General features: G+C 62.9%; 16 protein-coding genes. 8 read left to right on the forward strand and 8 right to left on the reverse strand.

Going from position 1 to position 18,240, the window contains the following annotated elements; all coding sequences use genetic code 11:
• Positions 1-9: 9 nt before the first annotated feature.
• The 3 genes from FEZ63_RS11225 to thyA form a co-directional block, all read right to left on the reverse strand.
• A complete protein-coding gene (locus FEZ63_RS11225) occupies positions 10-348 on the reverse strand; it encodes a DUF2293 domain-containing protein (protein WP_244622756.1) in 339 nt (112 codons plus the stop codon).
• Between the two features lie 121 nt (positions 349-469).
• Entirely contained in the window at positions 470-1,645 is a 1,176-nt protein-coding gene (gene purT, locus FEZ63_RS11230; RefSeq protein WP_150944374.1) for a formate-dependent phosphoribosylglycinamide formyltransferase, read from the reverse strand.
• Between the two features lie 103 nt (positions 1,646-1,748).
• Positions 1,749-2,543: a thymidylate synthase gene (gene thyA / locus FEZ63_RS11235; protein WP_150944376.1), complete on the reverse strand. Its 795-nt coding sequence runs from the start codon at positions 2,541-2,543 to the stop codon at positions 1,749-1,751.
• Between the two features lie 217 nt (positions 2,544-2,760).
• Here thyA and FEZ63_RS11240 point away from each other — a divergent pair, with 217 nt between their 5' ends.
• Positions 2,761-3,381, forward strand: a complete 621-nt coding sequence (locus FEZ63_RS11240; RefSeq protein WP_150944378.1) for an SspB family protein — start codon at positions 2,761-2,763, stop codon at positions 3,379-3,381.
• A 25-nt stretch (positions 3,382-3,406) separates the two neighbouring features.
• On the opposite strand, the gene FEZ63_RS11245 is transcribed toward FEZ63_RS11240, so the two are convergent.
• The gene (locus FEZ63_RS11245) at positions 3,407-4,813 is read right to left on the reverse strand and encodes a cytochrome P450 (protein ID WP_150944380.1); all 1,407 of its coding nucleotides are present in this window, start codon (positions 4,811-4,813) and stop codon (positions 3,407-3,409) included.
• An 89-nt stretch (positions 4,814-4,902) separates the two neighbouring features.
• Here FEZ63_RS11245 and fumC point away from each other — a divergent pair, with 89 nt between their 5' ends.
• The 3 genes from fumC to FEZ63_RS11260 are packed head-to-tail and all read left to right on the forward strand — an operon-like array spanning position 4,903 to position 6,756.
• On the forward strand, positions 4,903-6,297 hold the full coding sequence (gene fumC, locus FEZ63_RS11250; RefSeq protein WP_150944382.1) for a class II fumarate hydratase: 1,395 nt from the start codon (positions 4,903-4,905) through the stop codon (positions 6,295-6,297).
• Between the two features lie 18 nt (positions 6,298-6,315).
• Entirely contained in the window at positions 6,316-6,501 is a 186-nt protein-coding gene (locus FEZ63_RS11255; protein WP_150944384.1) for a DUF4169 family protein, read from the forward strand.
• Entirely contained in the window at positions 6,502-6,756 is a 255-nt protein-coding gene (locus FEZ63_RS11260; protein WP_150944386.1) for a ribbon-helix-helix domain-containing protein, read from the forward strand.
• Here the strand turns inward: FEZ63_RS11260 and FEZ63_RS11265 are convergent.
• Together FEZ63_RS11265 and FEZ63_RS11270 are read right to left on the reverse strand one after the other, a co-directional pair.
• Positions 6,716-10,273, reverse strand: a complete 3,558-nt coding sequence (locus tag FEZ63_RS11265; protein WP_150944388.1) for an AsmA family protein — start codon at positions 10,271-10,273, stop codon at positions 6,716-6,718. The two genes, FEZ63_RS11260 and FEZ63_RS11265, sit on opposite strands and share 41 nt — an antisense overlap.
• A gap of 84 nt (positions 10,274-10,357) precedes the next feature.
• Complete coding sequence (locus FEZ63_RS11270; RefSeq protein WP_150944390.1) at positions 10,358-11,773, reverse strand: FAD-binding oxidoreductase; 1,416 nt, start codon at positions 11,771-11,773, stop codon at positions 10,358-10,360.
• 180 nt (positions 11,774-11,953) lie between these two features.
• Here FEZ63_RS11270 and FEZ63_RS11275 point away from each other — a divergent pair, with 180 nt between their 5' ends.
• Positions 11,954-12,508: a thioesterase family protein gene (locus FEZ63_RS11275; protein ID WP_150944392.1), complete on the forward strand. Its 555-nt coding sequence runs from the start codon at positions 11,954-11,956 to the stop codon at positions 12,506-12,508.
• 114 nt (positions 12,509-12,622) lie between these two features.
• Here the strand turns inward: FEZ63_RS11275 and FEZ63_RS11280 are convergent, their stop codons facing one another.
• Both FEZ63_RS11280 and FEZ63_RS11285 read right to left on the reverse strand, forming a co-directional pair.
• Positions 12,623-13,054, reverse strand: a complete 432-nt coding sequence (locus FEZ63_RS11280) for an anthrone oxygenase family protein (RefSeq protein WP_150944394.1) — start codon at positions 13,052-13,054, stop codon at positions 12,623-12,625.
• A gap of 62 nt (positions 13,055-13,116) precedes the next feature.
• On the reverse strand, positions 13,117-13,389 hold the full coding sequence (locus FEZ63_RS11285) for an MreC domain-containing protein (protein ID WP_150944396.1): 273 nt from the start codon (positions 13,387-13,389) through the stop codon (positions 13,117-13,119).
• A 149-nt stretch (positions 13,390-13,538) separates the two neighbouring features.
• On the opposite strand from FEZ63_RS11285, the gene FEZ63_RS11290 reads away from it, so the two are divergent.
• From FEZ63_RS11290 to FEZ63_RS11300, 3 genes are all read left to right on the forward strand, one after another.
• Entirely contained in the window at positions 13,539-15,917 is a 2,379-nt protein-coding gene (locus tag FEZ63_RS11290; protein ID WP_150944398.1) for an ATP-dependent helicase, read from the forward strand.
• A 76-nt stretch (positions 15,918-15,993) separates the two neighbouring features.
• A complete protein-coding gene (locus tag FEZ63_RS11295) occupies positions 15,994-17,268 on the forward strand; it encodes an SAM-dependent methyltransferase (protein WP_150944401.1) in 1,275 nt (424 codons plus the stop codon).
• A 32-nt stretch (positions 17,269-17,300) separates the two neighbouring features.
• Complete coding sequence (locus FEZ63_RS11300) at positions 17,301-18,221, forward strand: 50S ribosomal protein L11 methyltransferase (RefSeq protein WP_150944403.1); 921 nt, start codon at positions 17,301-17,303, stop codon at positions 18,219-18,221.
• The last annotated feature ends 19 nt before the right edge of the window (positions 18,222-18,240 follow it).

The following is an 18,240-nucleotide window of genomic DNA, read 5'->3' on the forward strand; positions in this document are numbered from 1 at the left end:
CGCCTATCATCAAATCTCCGGCTCATCACCATCGACCCGGCGCGGTGAGCCCCAATCCGACAGCACGGCATTGATTTCGTCGAGAACGAAGAAACGCGCGCTTTCAGGATCGTAGCCGTCATCGAGAAGAACATCGTAATCGGTCAGGCGATGACGGATGAATGCGACCAGCGACAGCCAGGCGGCTGCCTCGGGCGAGGCTGTGCGCAGGCCCCGGCTGACCAGCGCATGATCCGTGACGGATTCGAATTCGTGCCGCGAGATGCGCGGCGCCAGAATGCGAATCGCGCTCTCAATAGCTTCCCGCCGATTCATGGTGAGACCCGCACACAACTCCAGACTGGCCATGTCGCATCCGTGATGTTCTGCCGGAACAGGTTGGACCAATCGGAAAACGGTGCCAAGCGCTTGCGCGTGGGCCTCCACGGCAATTTTCGCCGCGAGGTCGCTTCTCATTCAGATGCCGCGGTTAGCTACCATAGGTGATGGTGACGCAATCCGCGGCTTGCCGCGCGGCTTCGCGTGCCCCCTCGGTCGTATCCGACAATGCCACAGCGACGCCCATGCGACGGTAAGGCCGCGTGATGGGCTTGCCGAAGATGCGAACATCGATGTCCGTCTGCTCGGAGCCCAAACCCAACGCCTCGTCGAGGCCGCCGATGCTGAATGATTCGGCGTCGCGATCGGCGAGGATGACTGCGGACGCGGAAGGTCCATGCAGCTTGATGCCGGGGATCGGCAGACCAAGAATCGCACGGGCGTGAAGATCGAATTGCGACAGGTTCTGCGAGATCAGCGTGACCATGCCAGTATCGTGGGGGCGGGGCGACAGCTCGGAGAAAATCACCTCGTCGTCGGCCACGAAAAACTCGACACCGAAGATCCCGTAGCCGCCGAGGTTGTCGACGACCTTTTCGGCCATCCGTCTCGCCTCGCCCAGCGCCTTGTCCGACATCTGGACCGGCTGCCACGATTCCTGATAGTCACCGCGCTCCTGCCGGTGGCCGATGGGCTCGCAGAACTTCACGCCGTCGCGCGTTCGCACGGTCAGCAGGGTGATCTCGTAATCGAACGGGATGAATTCTTCGACGATCACCTTGCGGCGATCGCCGCGCATGTTCGCGACCGCGTAGTCCCAAGCCTCTTCGAGATCATTCGCCAAGCGCACCGTGCTCTGGCCTTTGCCCGAAGACGACATGACGGGTTTGATGACGCACGGGAGGCCCGTATGTTGCGCCCCGGCGATCACCTCGTCGAGGCTTTCGGCATATCGGTATTTCGATGTCCGCAAACCCAATTCGGCGGCCGCCACATCGCGAATGCGATCGCGGTTCATGGTCATGTAGGTGGCACGCGCTGAGGGTACGACCGCAAAACCCTTGGCCTCGAATTCCTGCAGAACCTCGGTTCTGATCGCTTCCACCTCGGGGACGATGTAATCCGGCCGATGCTTCTCGATCACCGCTCTCAGCGCCTCGGCGTCGAGCATGGAGAGCACCTCGGCCTCATCAGCCATCTGCATCGCCGGAGCGGCCGCATACGAATCGCAGGCGACCACATAGCAACCGTAGCGCTTGGCGGAAATCGTGAATTCCTTACCCAGTTCCCCCGAACCGAGAAGCAGGATTTTGGCAGTAAAGACCATGATGATATCCACCTGAGCGTCTGCGACGCCCGAGGCATATCAAGAAAGCGGCGCCGCGCGAAGACGCCCGCAATGGTATGGCCGCATCCTTGCGGCCGGCCGGCTAAACCGCAACCTGGCCCTTGATGTACTGATGCGACTGATAGTCCAGGATCTCGAAATCCTCGAACCGGTAGCCGTCGATCGATGACGGCCGACGCTTGAGATGCAGGCGCGGCAGTGGGTAGGGCTCGCGCGATAATTGGAGATGAACCTGATCGAGATGATTGGAATAGATGTGGGTGTCCCCGCCGGTCCAGACGAAGTCGCCGACATCGAGACCGCACTGATCCGCGACCATGTGAACCAGCAGCGCATAGCTCGCAATGTTGAACGGGACGCCAAGAAAGACGTCCGCGGAGCGCTGGTAGAGTTGGCACGACAGCTTCCCGTCGGCCACGTAGAACTGAAACAGGCAATGGCAGGGGGCGAGCGCCATCTTGTCGATCTCGCCGGGGTTCCAGGCCGAGACGATGAGGCGGCGCGAATCGGGATTGCGTTTGATTTCCTCGATGACCCATTGAATCTGATCGACGGTGGACCCGTCGGCCTTCGGCCAGGAACGCCATTGCCGGCCGTAGACGGGCCCAAGATCGCCGTTCTCGTCGGCCCATTCGTCCCAGATCGTGACGCCATTTTCCTGCAGATAGCGAACGTTGGTATCGCCTTTCAGGAACCACAGCAATTCATGGATGATCGAACGCAGGTGCAGCTTCTTGGTCGTCACCAGCGGAAAGCCGCGGCTCAGATCGAATCGCATCTGGTGGCCGAAGATGGACAGCGTTCCGGTCCCGGTCCGGTCGTCCTTATGGACGCCTTCGGCGAGAATACGGCGCAACAGGTCGTGATAGGCTTGCATTTCAGGCTCCTGAGCCGATTATAGCCCGGCTTCCGGCGCTGATCCGAGGGTACAATTCGTCCCGGCGGGCTTTTCCCCCGGTCTTTCAAATTGGCGATGCTCTTCCTATAATCAGACGTCCGAACCCTAGATCTATCGTGGCGGCGAGGCTATCGGTCAATTCCATCGGAACCGGTCGAGACCGGAACTGTTTCTGTTATCTTTCAAGGGCTGCCGCATGTCGAATAAAGACCTTATCCGGTACGATCTTCTGGTACAGGACGCACTCAAGGGCGTCGTGCGCCGCGTACTGATCGATGCGGGCAAGGACGGGTTGCCCGGCGAACACCATTTTTACATCTCCTTCCGAACCGATTTCCCAGGGGTCCGCATCTCCAATCGCCTGCGCGAGAAATATCCGCAGGAAATGACGATCGTGATGCAGCACCAGTTCTGGGACCTGATCATCACGGATCACACCTTCGAAGTCGGCCTGTCCTTTTCGGGCGTCCCCGAGCGGCTGCTGATCCCGTTCGACGCCCTGACGGGGTTTTTCGACCCGTCCGTGCAGTTCGGGCTGAAGTTTGATTCGCAGGAAGGCGACGAGGACGAAGAAGGCACCCAGGCGCCCGTCCCACCCGAAGCCCGTAACGGCTCGGATCCGGTGGCGTTGAAGACGCCGCGCAAGGCTGCGGGCGCCGACAAGAAAGCGGACCCGAAGAAACCGCCTCGCACCGCTCCCGAGCCTGCTGCCGCAAGCGATGACGATCAATCGGCCAAGGAACCACCCGCTGGTGAGGCCGACGCGGCTGGCAGCGCGCAGGTCGTCAGTCTGGACTCGTTCCGCAAGAAGAATTGAAAACCGGGTTTCCGGGGCTGCGACGCTACAGCTTCGCAAGCGATGCCCGGTGGCTGAGCGACATCCGCAAACCGTGACGCGGTCGCAGCGTAATGCGATGCAGGGGCTCGACCACGTGCCCTTCCGCCAAATCGAGCCGGACTGACCGCACGATGCTCGCCAACACGACCATCGCCTCCTGCAGCGCGAAGCTCGCGCCAATGCAGACGCGCGGTCCTGCGCCAAACGGCAGATAGGCGAACCGGTCGATGGTCGCGCGCGCCTCGGGCAGGAATCGCTCGGGCCGAAATACGTCCGGCTCTGTCCACAGCGTCTCATGGCGGTGCAACACATAGGGAGCGATCGTCACCAGCGTGCCGGCGGCAATGTCGACATCACCCGCCTTGTCGTTCGCGATCGCCGCGCGGCTCAGGAACGGCACGGGTGGATAAAGCCGCATCGCCTCCTCCAGCACGGCGCGCGTATAAACGAGCCTGTCCAGATGCACCGGCTCAATCGCGTCAGCGCCGAGCACGTCGTCGACCTCCGCTTCAATCCGCGCACGAGCGTGTCCGTCCTGAGAAATCAGGTAGATTGACCATGACAGGGCATTGGCGGTGGTCTCATGGCCTGCTCCGATGAAGGTCACGATATTGGCGTTCACGTCGAGGTCGCTCAGTCCTTTGCCGGTCTCGGGATCGGAGGCTTCGAGCAGAAGCGTGAGGAGATCGCGCGGTGCCGGCTGCCCGCTCCCCAGCAAGGTTTTGCGCGCGGCGATCAGGTTTTGAACCATCTCCTCGAAATAGCGGATTGCCGGCCGCGCCCGCAGATGCCCGATACGCGGCACCCAGGCCGGAAGGCCGAAGATGTCGACCGGATCGATGCGCCCGAGCCCTTCGAAGTAGCGCGTGATGGCACGCCCGAGAGCGTCCGGATTGTGCGATATGCCGGTCGTGAAGACGGTTCGTTCGAGGACATCGAGCGTCACCCGCGTCATTTCGAGCGAGACATCGACGATGCGCCCGTCAGGTCGCCGCTGCCAGCGCCGAACCAGCCGCTCCGCGGATTCCCGCATCGCGGGGAAGAACCCCTGGACGGTTCGGGGAGTGAACAGGGGTGCGATCGTCCGGCGCTGCAGCCGCCATTCCTCGCCGTCCGCGGTCAGGAGCCCCCGCCCAAGACCGGGAGCCAGAACCCTGAGTTGAAGATCGTCTTTTCGGTAATTTGCCGCGTTGTCGACAAGGACATGGCGGATAATGGCCGGGTCGTTCACCACCATGACCCGGCCAAGAATGCCCTCGCCCGAAGTGACCTTCTCGCGGAAATGACGCTCGGTCCATGTGGTGAGGGGATTTCGTCGGAGGGCGAGGAGAAAGGCCAGGAGCCCCGGCGCCTCCGCCCGCGGCCTGGGCGCTGGCGGACGAAAGGCGGGCCGTTCAGGCGTGGCAATCATCGGCTTTTGCTGCCCCCGCATGTCTCTTGGGTGTTGCGACGCGTCAAACTTGAGATAAGAACAGCCCAAACGTATCGAAAGAGGTCAGGATGTCGCCGTCAACCCGCACTGAAACAGATACCTTCGGCCCCATCGAAGTTCCCGCCGACAGGCTCTGGGGCGCGCAGACGCAGCGCTCGATCCAGAACTTCCGCATCGGCGGCGAACGGATGCCGATTCCGCTGGTGCATGCGCTGGCCATCGTCAAACAGGCCGCCGCCCTCGTGAATCAGGATCTTGGCAAGCTCGAGCCGCGTCTCGCCGAAGCGATCTCGACCGCCGCGGCCGATGTGGTGCAGGGCAAATTCGACGACGAGTTTCCGCTCGTGGTCTGGCAGACCGGCTCCGGCACCCAATCCAACATGAACATGAACGAGGTCCTGTCCAACCTCGCCAACGAGCGTCTCGGCGAGAAGCGCGGCAGCAAGAAACCCGTCCATCCGAACGACCACGTCAATCAAGGTCAATCCTCGAACGACGTCTTTCCCTCCGCCATGCACATCGCGGCGGCCCGCGAGATCGAAAACCGCCTTCTTCCCGCCCTCCGGCACCTGCACACAGCCCTGAAGGCGAAGGCCGAAGCGTTCAAGCACATCGTCAAGATCGGCCGCACCCATCTGCAGGACGCGACACCGGTGACGCTGGGTCAGGAATTCTCCGGCTATGCGATGCAGATCGAACTCGCGATCGGGCGCATCCAGGCAACCCTGCCCGGCCTTTACGCCCTGGCTCAAGGCGGCACCGCCGTTGGCACCGGTCTGAACGCGCATCCGGAATTTGCCGAGCGCTTTGCCCAAAAGGTCACCGAGTTGACCTCTCTGCCCTTCACCTCCGCCGAGAACAAGTTCGAGGCGCTGGCATCGAACGATGGCCTCGTCTTCACGCATGGCGCCCTGTCGAGCCTTGCTGCGGGCATGTTCAAGATCGCCAACGACATCCGCTTGATGGGTTCGGGTCCGCGCTCGGGCCTTGGCGAGATCTCCCTGCCGGAAAATGAGCCTGGTTCGTCGATCATGCCCGGCAAGGTCAACCCGACGCAGGCCGAAGCCATCACCATGCTGTGCGCCCAGGTCGCGGGCAACCAGACCACCGTCACCTTCGCCGGCAGCCAAGGGCATTTTGAACTCAACGTGTTCAAGCCCGTCATCATCACCGCCGTCCTGCAATCCATCCGGCTGCTCGCGGAAGGCGCGGTCAGCTTCACCGATCATTGCGTCGTCGGCATCAAGCCGAACCTTGAACGCATCGGCGATCTCATGCAGCGCTCGTTGATGCTGGTGACGGCGTTGGCGCCGAAGATCGGCTATGATCAGGCGGCAGCGATTGCAAAATCCGCGCACAAGAACGGCACGACGCTGAAAGAAGAAGCGCTCAAGTCCGGCAGCGTCACCGCTGAGGAATTCGACGCCATCGTGCGCCCGGAAACTATGCTGGCGCCGCAATGACAGGCGCCGCGATGATCAATGGCTGAGATCGTCAACCTGCGCCTTGTGCGCAAGAGAAAGGCGCGGGCCGACAAAGAGGCCCGCGCCGCGCAGAACCGCGTCGCCTTCGGCCGCACCAAGATCGAGCGCGACGTGAGCAAAGCCGAGAACAATCTGACTGAACGCCGTCTCGACCTGCACAGGCGAGATGAAGAGACCGAATGAATGGGCAGCGGCATCCTCAAGCGTTCCGTCGCGATCGCCGGCCATCGCACCAGCATCTCGCTGGAGGAGCCGTTCTGGGAATTGTTGCGCCAGATGGCCGAGCGCGAAGCGGTTTCCATGCAGGGGCTGATCGGGCGCATCGATGCGGAGCGCGGCGATCAGAATCTGTCTTCGGCGATCCGCGTTTTCATCGTCAATCGCTTGCGGATGGAAATCAGCCGCCTGGCCGCACCTGAATCTCCGGCGGAGGCATAAGCTCAATCGTCGGCGTCAGCGACGGCATTTCCAACGGCACCGAACTCTGCGGCTCCGGGGTTGGCTGCTTCTGCTGTTCCGATTGCAGGCGCTCGGCTTCCCGACGAGCCCGCTCGGCCTCTTCCTTCATGCGGGTCTGTCGCGCCGCCTCGTCGGCCGCCGCCTTGGCTTTCAGCCGGTCCGCTTCCTGTTTCGCCTGCAATTGCCGCTGGCGCTCGGCGGCCGCCTTTTCGAAAGCCTCGATCTTTTCGAGCTCGCGTTTCAGCACGATCGCCGCAAGGCCATTGCGGAAGGGGCCGACGTCGATCTCGCGCGACGGCACGCCGGCGACGCTCTTCCACGCGAGGCCGATCGCCGGCGGAGCGCCTGTCCATTCGGGCGGAACGGCGCGCGCCGTCATCGAACCTCTGGCATCCAACGAGAGAGACTTGAGATCGAAGGTCACCGTTCCGCGCCAAGTCGATGCGGCGGCCTCGACAATGAAGGGCGACAATCGCAAGCCGCCGCCGATCAGAGCCGCCGAGGTGCTGATGTTTGTCGCCGTGAGCGGCGCGCGGTTGAGTTCCGCGCTGATGACAGCTTCGGCCCGGCCGGCAACGAGAGGCTCGCTCTCGGCAAGAAGTTGCTTGCCCGCCCTGTCGAGCGCCGCGGGATCGGTTTCCGGGATGCGCAAATTCGCCACTGTCCACTCGCCCGAACCTCCGAGATTCGAGATCAGGGAAGCGATCGTCTCGCCGGCGCTTCCGAATTTCAGCGACCCCGTCAGCCGCGCCTCGAATGGTGCTGCCGTCAGCGCCGAGAGCGGCACATCCCGCAAGGCTCCCTCGCCGACGATGGACGCGAGGGAACCTTGGCGCGTGATGGTTGCGGAGCCCGTCAGCTTGCCTGTGCCGAGCACCGTGTCCAGATCGCGGATGCCGATGCCTTCGGTCGTCGCATCGAGAATGAAACTGGCGCGCGAAACCCGCAGGCCGCGACCGAGATCGAGAGCGGCAGCACGGATCGTCACCTGACCACCGCGAACAAGCCGCGCGCTTTGACCAAACCGGGCGGTGGACCACAAAGCGGTCGCGTCAGGCACGCCGGGGGCGCTCAGCGCAAGCGTCGTCACGAGCCACGGCAACGACAATTTGTCGAGGGAGATCTCGCCGCTGATATCCGCCCGCGACCGCGCGGCGAGCCGCGCCTGCACCTTGCTGTCGGCCACCTGGCCGCGAATTTCGAGGAGCGTGGCATCCCGCTCGCGTCCCAATGTGACTTGAGCCTTAACGGGAACCGGTGGAGCGACGCCCGCGCCGTCGCCCAACAAGAGAAGAAACGGCGTGATGTCGGCGGTGTCGATCTCCGCGGCACCGCTATCGACCACATCGTCGTCGGCGCTGAGCGTGAATGGTCGGCCTGTAGTGACCTTCACGCCGCCCACATCGCCTTCCAGCGTGACGTTGAATTGTCCCGATCCGAGCCGAATGCCACGGAGCACCACCTTCGACGGGCGGTTGAGCGATCGTACGTCAGGGCGTTGAACCCAGCGCCCGGTATTGTCGGTTGCGAGCGTGACGTCCAGTTTCTCGGTCCGCCCATCGAGAGAATCGACCTGACCCTCGAAGGCTCCGCCCGCCGCCGTGCCGCGCGCCGTCGTCCGCAGCCGCATTTCCGAAGTTCCAGGCGGTCTTGCGACCCGCTCCGTGATCACGTCGAGGTCGAGTTCGCCATCCCGCAGGAAGGGTGGGACGAGTTTCGACAATCCGCCGATCCAGACACTTCCCATCAGGTCCACGAGGGGAGCAGCGCGTTCCGCCGTGACCTTGCCTTCGATGCGTCCCGAGCCGTCCGGCGCGATGCGCCCGCTCACTTTCGCGTTCGCGCCCGCGAGGTTGACGATGTCGAGGGATTCGACCAGCAGCGTGGGACCATCCGACAGAATGCGCGCGCCGATGCGGCCATCGCCGGGACGGTTGCCGGTTGTCACCCCGCGGGCATCGAGAATGAAACCCACATCCATGTTCTGGGTCGCCTCGAACACGCTCGACACGCGCGGCAATTGATCAAGATTGAGATTCTGGATCGCGACCTGCGCTTCGAGCTTTGCCCGCGCTGAGCCCTCCGGCGCCGTGTAGCGAACGTTACCCGTCAGCACTGCGTCGCCCGTCTTCACACGCAGGTGATTGAACGAGACGACCGGCGACACGAACGCAACGTCGGAGGACGCCTCGAACGGCCTGCCGTCGAGCACTCGCAAGAAAGGCGAGCGCAGGTTGAGACGGTCGAGATAGCGGGCGAAGCGGTCCGAGGTCTTGGATTGCAGCGCAATCTTGCCGACGGTGCCTCCGCGCGCGCCGAGGCCCGCCTTGCCCTCCAGAGCGATCCGCGTTTCGCCGGGCGCGGTGAATTCGAACAGGTCGACCGTTGCTTGTCCGCGATCCAGCGAAAGCCGGGCGATGGCGTTGGACAGGTCCTCCTGACCCAATCCGATGCTGTCGATCTTCAGGTCCAGATCGACCGGCACGGCGAATTTCGGCACCGACCATTCCCGGAACCGGCTTTTGAAATCCTGCCCGCTTGCCGAAAGAATGAAGCTATCGGCGTCAAGACGGCGACCTTCGAGCCTCAGTGACACCCGAGGCTCGCCGATCTGAATGGTCCCCTGCCCGGACATCCGGAGACTTGCCCCCCCCTCCCCGGCTTCGAGCGAAACCGGATCGAGCAGGATCAAACCGTTGCTCGCCTTGAATTCGGCGTCGAGCGTAATGGGGATCGGAATGCCGGCGGCGGCGACCTGGGCGGGCGGACCGAAGAGGAGCTTTGCCTTGCCGGCCACGTTCAACGCGCCATCGTCGCCCGCCGTAAACGACACCTTCGCGTCGATATCGAAGCGTGGGTGATTGTCGCCTCCACCCGCGAGCTTGACCTGCACGCTCTTGTCAGGAGCCAGTTCGCCCGTAACGAGCCGGAACGGCACACCGCCGGTGCTTCCCTCGACACGCCACGGGCCAATCAGTCTCTGGCCCTCGATGAAAACGTTCTCGGCGTAAAGCTGGTCTGTCCGGCCAGTACTCGGCATCTGCGTGGTGACCAGGAACTGGCCGATTTTCAGGCTCTCGATCGCCCACTCGCGACCGCGCGCGCTGCCCGTCAGGAGATCGGGCGGCAGGCGCCAGCTTCCGTCCTGAGAGACCGATACGTTGATGTCGGCACGTCCGACCCGTGTCTCCAGAAAGCGCACCTCACCGCGCAGGAGCGGCGTCAGTGCCAGTTCAGCCCAGACGAGATCGGCGGTCAGCGTCGGCGAATCCGCCGTTTTTCCGCCCAGTCGCAGCCGATCGAGGCGGATGCGCGGGGTCGGCAGGAGCCTGATGCCGATATCGCCCTCGGTCCTGGCTTCCGTTCCCGAGGCGCGCGAAATCAACCGATCGACGGTCTCGCGATGATCCTGCCAGTCGATGAGCGGGGGAGCCGCCACGGCCACCGCCAGGATCACGATCACGATTGAGGCGATAATCGTCAGGATGTCGCGCAAGAGGCGGCCTTTTCTCCGGTTCGGTGCGGGTTCTTTATCCTATAAGCCAGTAGAGCGGGAGCGCCTGACGGCCTCGGTCCACCGTCAAAGCGCAACGATCTTACCCGGATTCATGATGTTGTGCGGATCTATCGCCCGTTTCAAGGTGCGCATCAGATCGAGAGCCGCCCGACCATGCTCGATCTCGAGATATTTCATCTTCTTCTGACCGACCCCGTGTTCGCCCGTGCAGGTGCCTTCCATGGCGAGCGCCCGGCGCACGAGCCGGTCGACAAACGCTTCACAGGCCTCGACCTCCGCCGGGTCGTCCATGTTCACGAGGGGTTGGACATGGAAATTGCCGTCGCCCACGTGGCCGACGATGGGCGCGATCAGGCCGCACGCCTCGATATCGCGCTTGGTCTCATCGACGCATTCGGCCAGCCGGGAAATCGGGACGCAAACGTCGGTCGCAACAGACTGCGCGCCGGGGCGCAGTCCCCGCGCTGCCCAATAAGCATCGTGCCGAGCCTGCCATAGCTTCGATCGGTCCTCCGGCTTGGTCGCCCAATCGAAGGGGCCGCCGGCGAATTCCGCCGCGATCTCCCCAAAGCGCTCAGCCTGTTCCTGAACGCCTGCGGTCGAGCCGTGGAATTCGAGCAGCAGCAGCGGACTTTCCGGAAGGGTCAGCTTGGAGTGGAGATTGACGGCCCGGACCTGCACTTCGTCGAGCAATTCGATGCGCGCGATGGGAATGCCAGTCTGGATCGTCATGATGACGGCGTCACAGGCAGCCTTAACGCTCGGGAAAGGGCAGATGCCCGCCGAGATGGCCTCCGGGATCCCGTGGAGCTTCACGGTGATTTCGGTGATGATGCCGAGGGTTCCCTCCGATCCGACGAACAGACGGGTGAGGTCGTAACCAGCTGAACTCTTCTTCGCGCGGCTCGCCGTCTTGACGACCTCGCCGTCGGCGGTGACGACGGTAAGGCCGAGCACCGCGTCCTTCATGGTGCCGTAGCGAACCGCATTGGTGCCGGAGGCCCGGGTCGCCGCCATGCCGCCGATCGAGGCATCCGCCCCCGGATCGATGGGAAAGAACAAGCCCTTGTCACGCAGATGCTCGTTCAGCTCCTTGCGCGTGACCCCGGCCTCCACGACGCAGTCGAGGTCCTCCTCGTGGACCGCCAAGATGTTCTTCATCAGGCTCACATCGACCGAAACGCCGCCGCAAGGCGCGTTGACATGGCCCTCGAGGGACGTCCCCGTGCCGAAGGGAATGATCGGCACATCACGCGCCGCGCACAGCTTGACGATTTCGGAGACCTCCGCCGTCGTGCGGGGATAGACCACCAGGTCCGGCGGCTGGTTCTTGACCCACGTGAGCGTATGCCCGTGCTGCTCGCGCACCGCCGCGGACGCGACGACACGGTCGCCCAGGTGTTCGGCAAGCTTGCTCGACAGGCCCGCAAGGGCAGCTTCGGATGGTTTCGGGCGGGTTTGCAGATGTGGCTCGTTCATTTGTGCTTCAGGTGCGAGTGCGGATCTTCGTTATCCATACCTACCAAAACCGTTGCAAAGGCAACACTCTGCGCAAAAATCGCGAACCATCGATGGATCTCAGTGCGTTTTGTGCTAGTATTTCGTTTCGAGCTTGGACAGAGAGGATCCCGTGATCGGATTTGGAAGAGAGCGCTGGTCATGAAAGAGCGGGGTCCCGTCTTCTTTTTCGCGCCGTTCGTGTCATCCACGATGGAGGTCTCTCCGGCCTGGATCGACTATAACGGCCATATGAACATGGCTTATTTCCACGTGTTCTTCGATCGTGCGCTCGAAGAGGCGTTCGGGTTGCTCGGCCTCGGCCAGGAATATCTCGAGGAACGCCAGGGCTCCTTCTTCGTCGCCGAGACCCATACTCTCTACCGACGCGAATTGCGCGCCTACGATCCGGTGCGGGTAACGCTCCAACTCCTCGATATGGATGAGAAGCGGCTCCACCTCTACATGGAACTCCGCCATGCCCGCGAAGGCTGGATCTCGGCCACCAATGAGAGCCTCGGCCTCCACATGGACATGAACCTGCGCAAGGTGGCTCCCTTCCCGGATGACATCCAGACCAACATCGCAGTGATGAAGACGTCTCATGCGCGCTTGGCGAAGCCACAGAGCCTCGGCAAGATCATCGGAATTCCCTCACCCCGGAATGCGGATCGCACCCTTCGCGAGCCTCTGGTGGCTGCGGGAACGCGTCACTAGGGCTGCGTTCAGCTTCTTCAAAAACCCATCCAGCCCGATCTTATGCTGGCGCATGGTCTTCACTGCGCGGATCAGGCTGTGACGAACTGGCGAGTACCGTGGGCTCATCGATGCCTAACGGTTGAGCGCCCCAATAAAGGCCAGCATCGCCGCGCAGCCGAGCGCCGTCCGCACAGCGTGCAGGCGCCCCCATTTCAGCATGAGGTCCCGAGTGTCAGGCCCAGCTAGGGCCGGTTCGGTGTCCATGAGTTTCTTGTTGGTCGGGAGAATGCGCATCAGGGTGTAGGGCCAATTGGCGATCATCAGGATCGCGCCGATCAGGAATGCCAATCCGCCCGTTTGAGCCCAAGCAGTGACGCCCAGCAGAAATCCAAGGACGGCCAGCGACGATTGCATGATCAACCCGCGCCGATACGCAGGCTTCCATTGTGCCAGCATGGGCCCGTCGTCGAGCTTCAGCCTTGCGGGCTGCTCCACCACATTGATGTAGAACGCCGCGCCGGCAAAAACCGCGGAAACCAAAAGAGCCAGAGAACCAGCGAGCATCCCACTTCTCCAGACGCAATACTGGAACAGTTTCGCTGGGAATTAGGCTCGTGTCCAGCGTCTCAGCAGCCGATCGAGCCGGCCGGGCAGGTACCGATCCGGGCCGGCGGCGACGGGTTCGACAGGTTCTGCCGCCTGTCCAGACGTTGCCGCAATTGGTTGTTGTCGATCTGGTATTGCTGCTCGCGCTGCAAGATCCGCTGCTCCTGCTGGATCGAGCGGTTGAGTTCCTTCACCTGCCGTTCGGCCGGGGTGGTGCGGGGCAAGCGCGTTTGTGCCGCAGCCGGCACGGCCAAGGTTGCGAGAATGGCAGCTGCCACCATCAAACGGCGCATCGGAGATCCCTTTCCGTTCATCCATCACCATATGGGTGGGGAAAGCTCTTCTGTCCAACGGGGTTTCGGCTGCGACAGGCCGTCTTTGCGGTGAGCGCTCGCGACTGCGCCCTCGACGCCGTTCGCGTTTTGATCCATGGTCGCGCCAAATGAATCAGCCTGATCCAAGACCAGATCTTTCCGAGGATCTCACCCACATACCGGGTTCTCAATCGCTCAGCGCCCGGGCGCGCGCTGCGGTTACGCCGCAGACCCCGTACCTGTCGGGTCTGAACCCGGAGCAGCGCGCCGCCGTGGAGGCGACCGAGGGGCCGGTGCTCGTTCTGGCTGGCGCCGGCACGGGCAAGACCCGGGTTCTCACCACCCGCATCGCCCACCTGATCGCCACCGGCAAGGCGCGACCCTTCGACATTCTGTCGGTGACCTTCACCAACAAGGCGGCCCGCGAAATGCGCGAACGGGTCGCGTCCCTCATCGGTCCGGTGGCCGAGGGCATGCAATGGCTCGGAACCTTCCACTCGATCGGCACCAAGATCCTGCGGCGGCACGCCGAACTGGTCGATCTGCGTTCCGACTTCACCATTCTCGGCACCGACGACCAGCTCAGATTGATGAAACAGGTTATCGCGGCTGAAAACATCGACGAGAAACGCTGGCCTGCGCGCCAACTCGCTTCCATGATCGATGGCTGGAAGAACCGCGGCCTCGGCCCGGCTCAGGTTCCGGCGGGCGAAGCCGGCGCATTTGCCAACGGCAAGGGCGGGCGGCTCTACACCGCCTATCAGGACCGCCTGAAAACGCTCAACGCCGCTGATTTCGGCGACCTGCTGCTCGAATGCCTGCGCCTTTGGCGCGAGCATCCCGACATCCTCGCGCAATATCAAAAGCGCTTTCGCTATATGCTGGTTGACGAGTACCAGGACACCAACGTTGCGCAATATCTCTGGCTTCGGCTATTGGCGCAGGCGCACAAGAACCTGTGCTGCGTCGGCGACGACGACCAGTCGATTTATGGCTGGCGCGGCGCCGAGGTCGACAACATCCTGCGCTTCGAGCACGATTTTCCAGGCGCCACCGTGATCCGGCTGGAGCGCAACTATCGTTCCACCGCGCATATCCTGTCGGCTGCCTCGGGGCTGATCGCCAAGAACCAGAGCCGCCTCGGCAAGACGTTGCGGACGGAGGACGAGCCCGGGGAGAAAGTCTCGATCACCGGCGCATGGGATTCGGAGGAAGAGGCGCGTCTGATCGGCGAAGAGATCGAGGCCCTGCACACGAAGCAGCATTCGCTGGCCGAGATGGCGATCCTCGTGCGCACCACGGCGCAGATGCGCGCGCTTGAAGATCGGCTTGTCGAGATTGGCGTACCCTATCGCATCATCGGTGGACAACGCTTCTACGAGCGTGCGGAGATCCGCGATGCCCTCGCCTATTTGCGCTGCGTCAACCAGCCGGCGGACGACCTCGCATTCGAGCGGATCATCAACGTGCCCAAACGCGGGCTTGGCGACGCGACGATCCAGCTCCTGCACGGCCACGCGCGGGCCGCCCGCGTGTCGATGATGGAAGCGGCGCGCTTCCTCGTCGAAACCGACGAGCTGAAACCGAAGCCGCGCGCGACCTTGCGCGATTTGCTGATCTCTTTCGGGCGCTGGTCGCAGCTCTCGCAGACCATGACCCAATCCGACGTCGCACAAACGGTGCTGGAGGAATCCGGCTACACCGATATGTGGCAGAAGGACAAATCGGCCGACGCTGCAGGACGTCTGGAGAACCTCAAGGAACTCGTGCGCTCGATGGAGGAGTTCCCGGATCTCCAGAGCTTCCTCGAACATGTCTCGCTCGTGATGGAAGCAAACGATTCCGACACGACCGAGCGCGTCAGCCTGATGACCATGCATGCCGCCAAGGGGCTCGAATTCGACACGGTCTTCCTGCCCGGTTGGGAGGAAGGCCTGCTGCCGAACCAGCGCGCGCTCGACGAGAGCGGCCGCGCCGGACTGGAAGAAGAGCGGCGGCTGGCCCATGTGGGGATCACCCGCGCAAAGCGGCGCGCGAAGATCTATTTCGCCTCCAACCGCCGCATCCACGGTCTGTGGAATTCGACGATTCCCAGCCGCTTCGTGGACGATCTTCCCGAAGCCAACGTGGAGATCGTCGAGGCGCCGGCGAATTTCTCCCACGGCAGCGGATATGGCGGCGGTTCGCGCTTCGATCGGATGCCGGCATTCAGCGGTTCGTCCTATCAGACGCCGGGCTGGCAGCGTGCACAGGCCCGCAACGCCGGCAAGGACGATGGTTACTCGGCGGGCCGCTCCGGCGACAGGCGCGGGCCTATGGTGATTGACGGCGAACTGGTCGCCAAATCCACCGGCACCGCCTCGGCCTTCAGCAAAGGGGGCCGGGTTTTCCACACCAAGTTCGGGCCCGGCACCGTTGAGGCGATCGACGGGAACAAGCTCACGGTGGAGTTCGACAAGGCGGGACGGAAGATGGTGCTCGACAGCTTCGTGGAGGCGTTGGGGTAGGTCCTTCACCCCCTAGCCACGCCCTATCAACTGTGGAACGATCCGGCCTCCCGAATGCGCTTCCTGAGAGGGCTCGATGTTCCCGCTTTCCCACCTGCTGAAATCCTTCGTGCGCACCGGGACACTGAAGGTGGTCGATGCAGACGGCAAGGTGCACGTGTTTTCGGGTGCGCCGGGACCGAAAGTGACCATGCGGCTGACCGACCGGTCGCTCTATCACAAGCTCTTCCTAAACCCTGAGCTCCACGCCGGCGAAGCCTATATGGATGGCCGCTTGAGTTTCGAGGAGGGCTCGACCCTGCGCGATTTCCTGACGTTGTTCTCCATGAACCGGATCGCACTCGGGACCTATCCGTTGCAGAAGATGCTGCGCAGCGTATCGCGCGGGCTGAAGCGGTTCCAGCAGGCTAACCCCGTCGGCAAGGCGCAGCAAAACGTCGCCCACCATTATGATCTAGGCAACGACTTCTACAAACTCTTCCTTGACGAAGGAATGCAGTATTCGTGCGCCTATTTCATCAATGACGATGACACGCTCGAGCAGGCGCAACGGAACAAGCTTCGCCTGATCGCGTCGAAATTGCAGCTCAAACCTGGACTGAAGGTGCTCGATATCGGCAGCGGCTGGGGCGATCTGGCGCTCTATCTCGCAGCCATGGAAGACGTGGATGTCACGGGCGTCACGCTGTCAAAAGAGCAACATGCGCTCTCCAACGAAAAAGCGCGGCGCGCAGGGTTGTCGCATCGCGTCCGTTTCGAGCTCCTCGATTATCGAAAACTGGATCAGCACTTCGACCGCATCGTCTCCGTGGGCATGTTCGAGCATGTGGGCGTGCATCATTACGGCGAGTTCTTCGCCAAGATCAACGCGCTGCTGAGCGATGACGGGCTGATGGTCCTGCATTCGATCGGACACATGAGTCCTCCCGGCACCGCAAGCCCATGGCTGCGGAAATACATCTTCCCCGGCGCCTATTCGCCCGCGCTCTCGGAGGTGTTTCCGATCGTCGAGAATGCCAGCCTGTGGGTCACCGACTTGGAGTTCCTGCGTGTTCATTACGCGAAAACCCTTGCCCATTGGCACCAGCGTTTTGAAGCCAACCGAGCCGCGATCGCGGCCCTGTATGACGAGCGCTTCTGCCGCATGTGGGAATTCTATCTTGTCAGTGCCGAGATGATGTTCAGAACCGGCAGCCAGCTGGTTTTCCACATGCAACTCGCCCGCAAGCGCGATGCGGCGCCCATCGTGCGTGACTACATCACCGATCTGCAGCGGCATTATCGCGCGCAGGAGGGAGAGCGCCTTGCGGTCCTGACCCAGCCGCCCGCGGCCACCGTCGTAGAGGGGTGACCGGGCGCGCTCGTGATGCTAAGCGGTCGCTCATGCTCGAAGGTTTGCACCCCAACCGCCCGACCCATGTCTTCCGGCTCACCACGGATGAGCGCTCGGCGCGAGTCATGACGGAATTGATCGGCGAGATTTTCGATCCTGCCGAAACCGCCGTGGCATCGTTCGAGACCGAGGATGGCGGGCCGTGGCTTCTGGAAGCGTATTTCGCGCGCGAGCCTGACGAGAAAGCGATCCGCGACCTCGTGCGCCCCCTCGTCGGGGCGGAGGCCGACAAGGGAGTGTTCCTGCCGCTAACGCAGCAGGATTGGATCAAGACTTCGCTGGAAGGCCTGAAGCCGGTTCGCGCCGGGCGCGTGCTGGTGCATGGCTCGCATGATCGCGAGCAGCGACGGCCCAACGACCTGACGATCGAGATCGAAGCCGCGCTCGCGTTCGGCACGGGCCATCATGGCACGACGAAGGGCTGCCTGCTCGCCTTCGTGGACGAACTCAAGCAGCGCAAGCCGCGGCATGTGCTCGACGTGGGCACGGGCACCGGCATCCTTGCCTTCGCGGCAGCCAAAATGCTGAAGACCCGCGTGGTGGCGGGGGATATCGACCCGGAAGCCGTGCGTGTCGCGCGCGAGAACGCTCGTCTCAACGGCATCGACAGATGGCTGACGCTTTATGTGGCTCCGGGGGTTCGCCACCACGAGGCGGATCGACCCGGCCATTTCGACCTGGTCTTCGCCAACATCCTGGCAAAGCCCCTGCGCGTCCTGGCGCCATCCTTGGCGCGGGTCGCGAGTGCGGACGGAACCTTGATCCTGTCAGGATTGCTGGCGCGGGATGTTCCCGGAGTGCTCTCCGCCTATGAGCCGCAGGGTTGGCATCTCCAGCGCCGCTATGACCTCGAAGGCTGGGCCGCTCTGGTGATGAAGCGGGGCGGCGCGCATCCGCGGCCCCGCCGCTAACCGGTTCTATTCCATCCGG

Source organism: Microvirga brassicacearum (genome assembly GCF_008757455.1).
In the GTDB taxonomy this organism is placed as follows: Bacteria; Pseudomonadota; Alphaproteobacteria; order Rhizobiales; family Beijerinckiaceae; genus Microvirga; species Microvirga brassicacearum.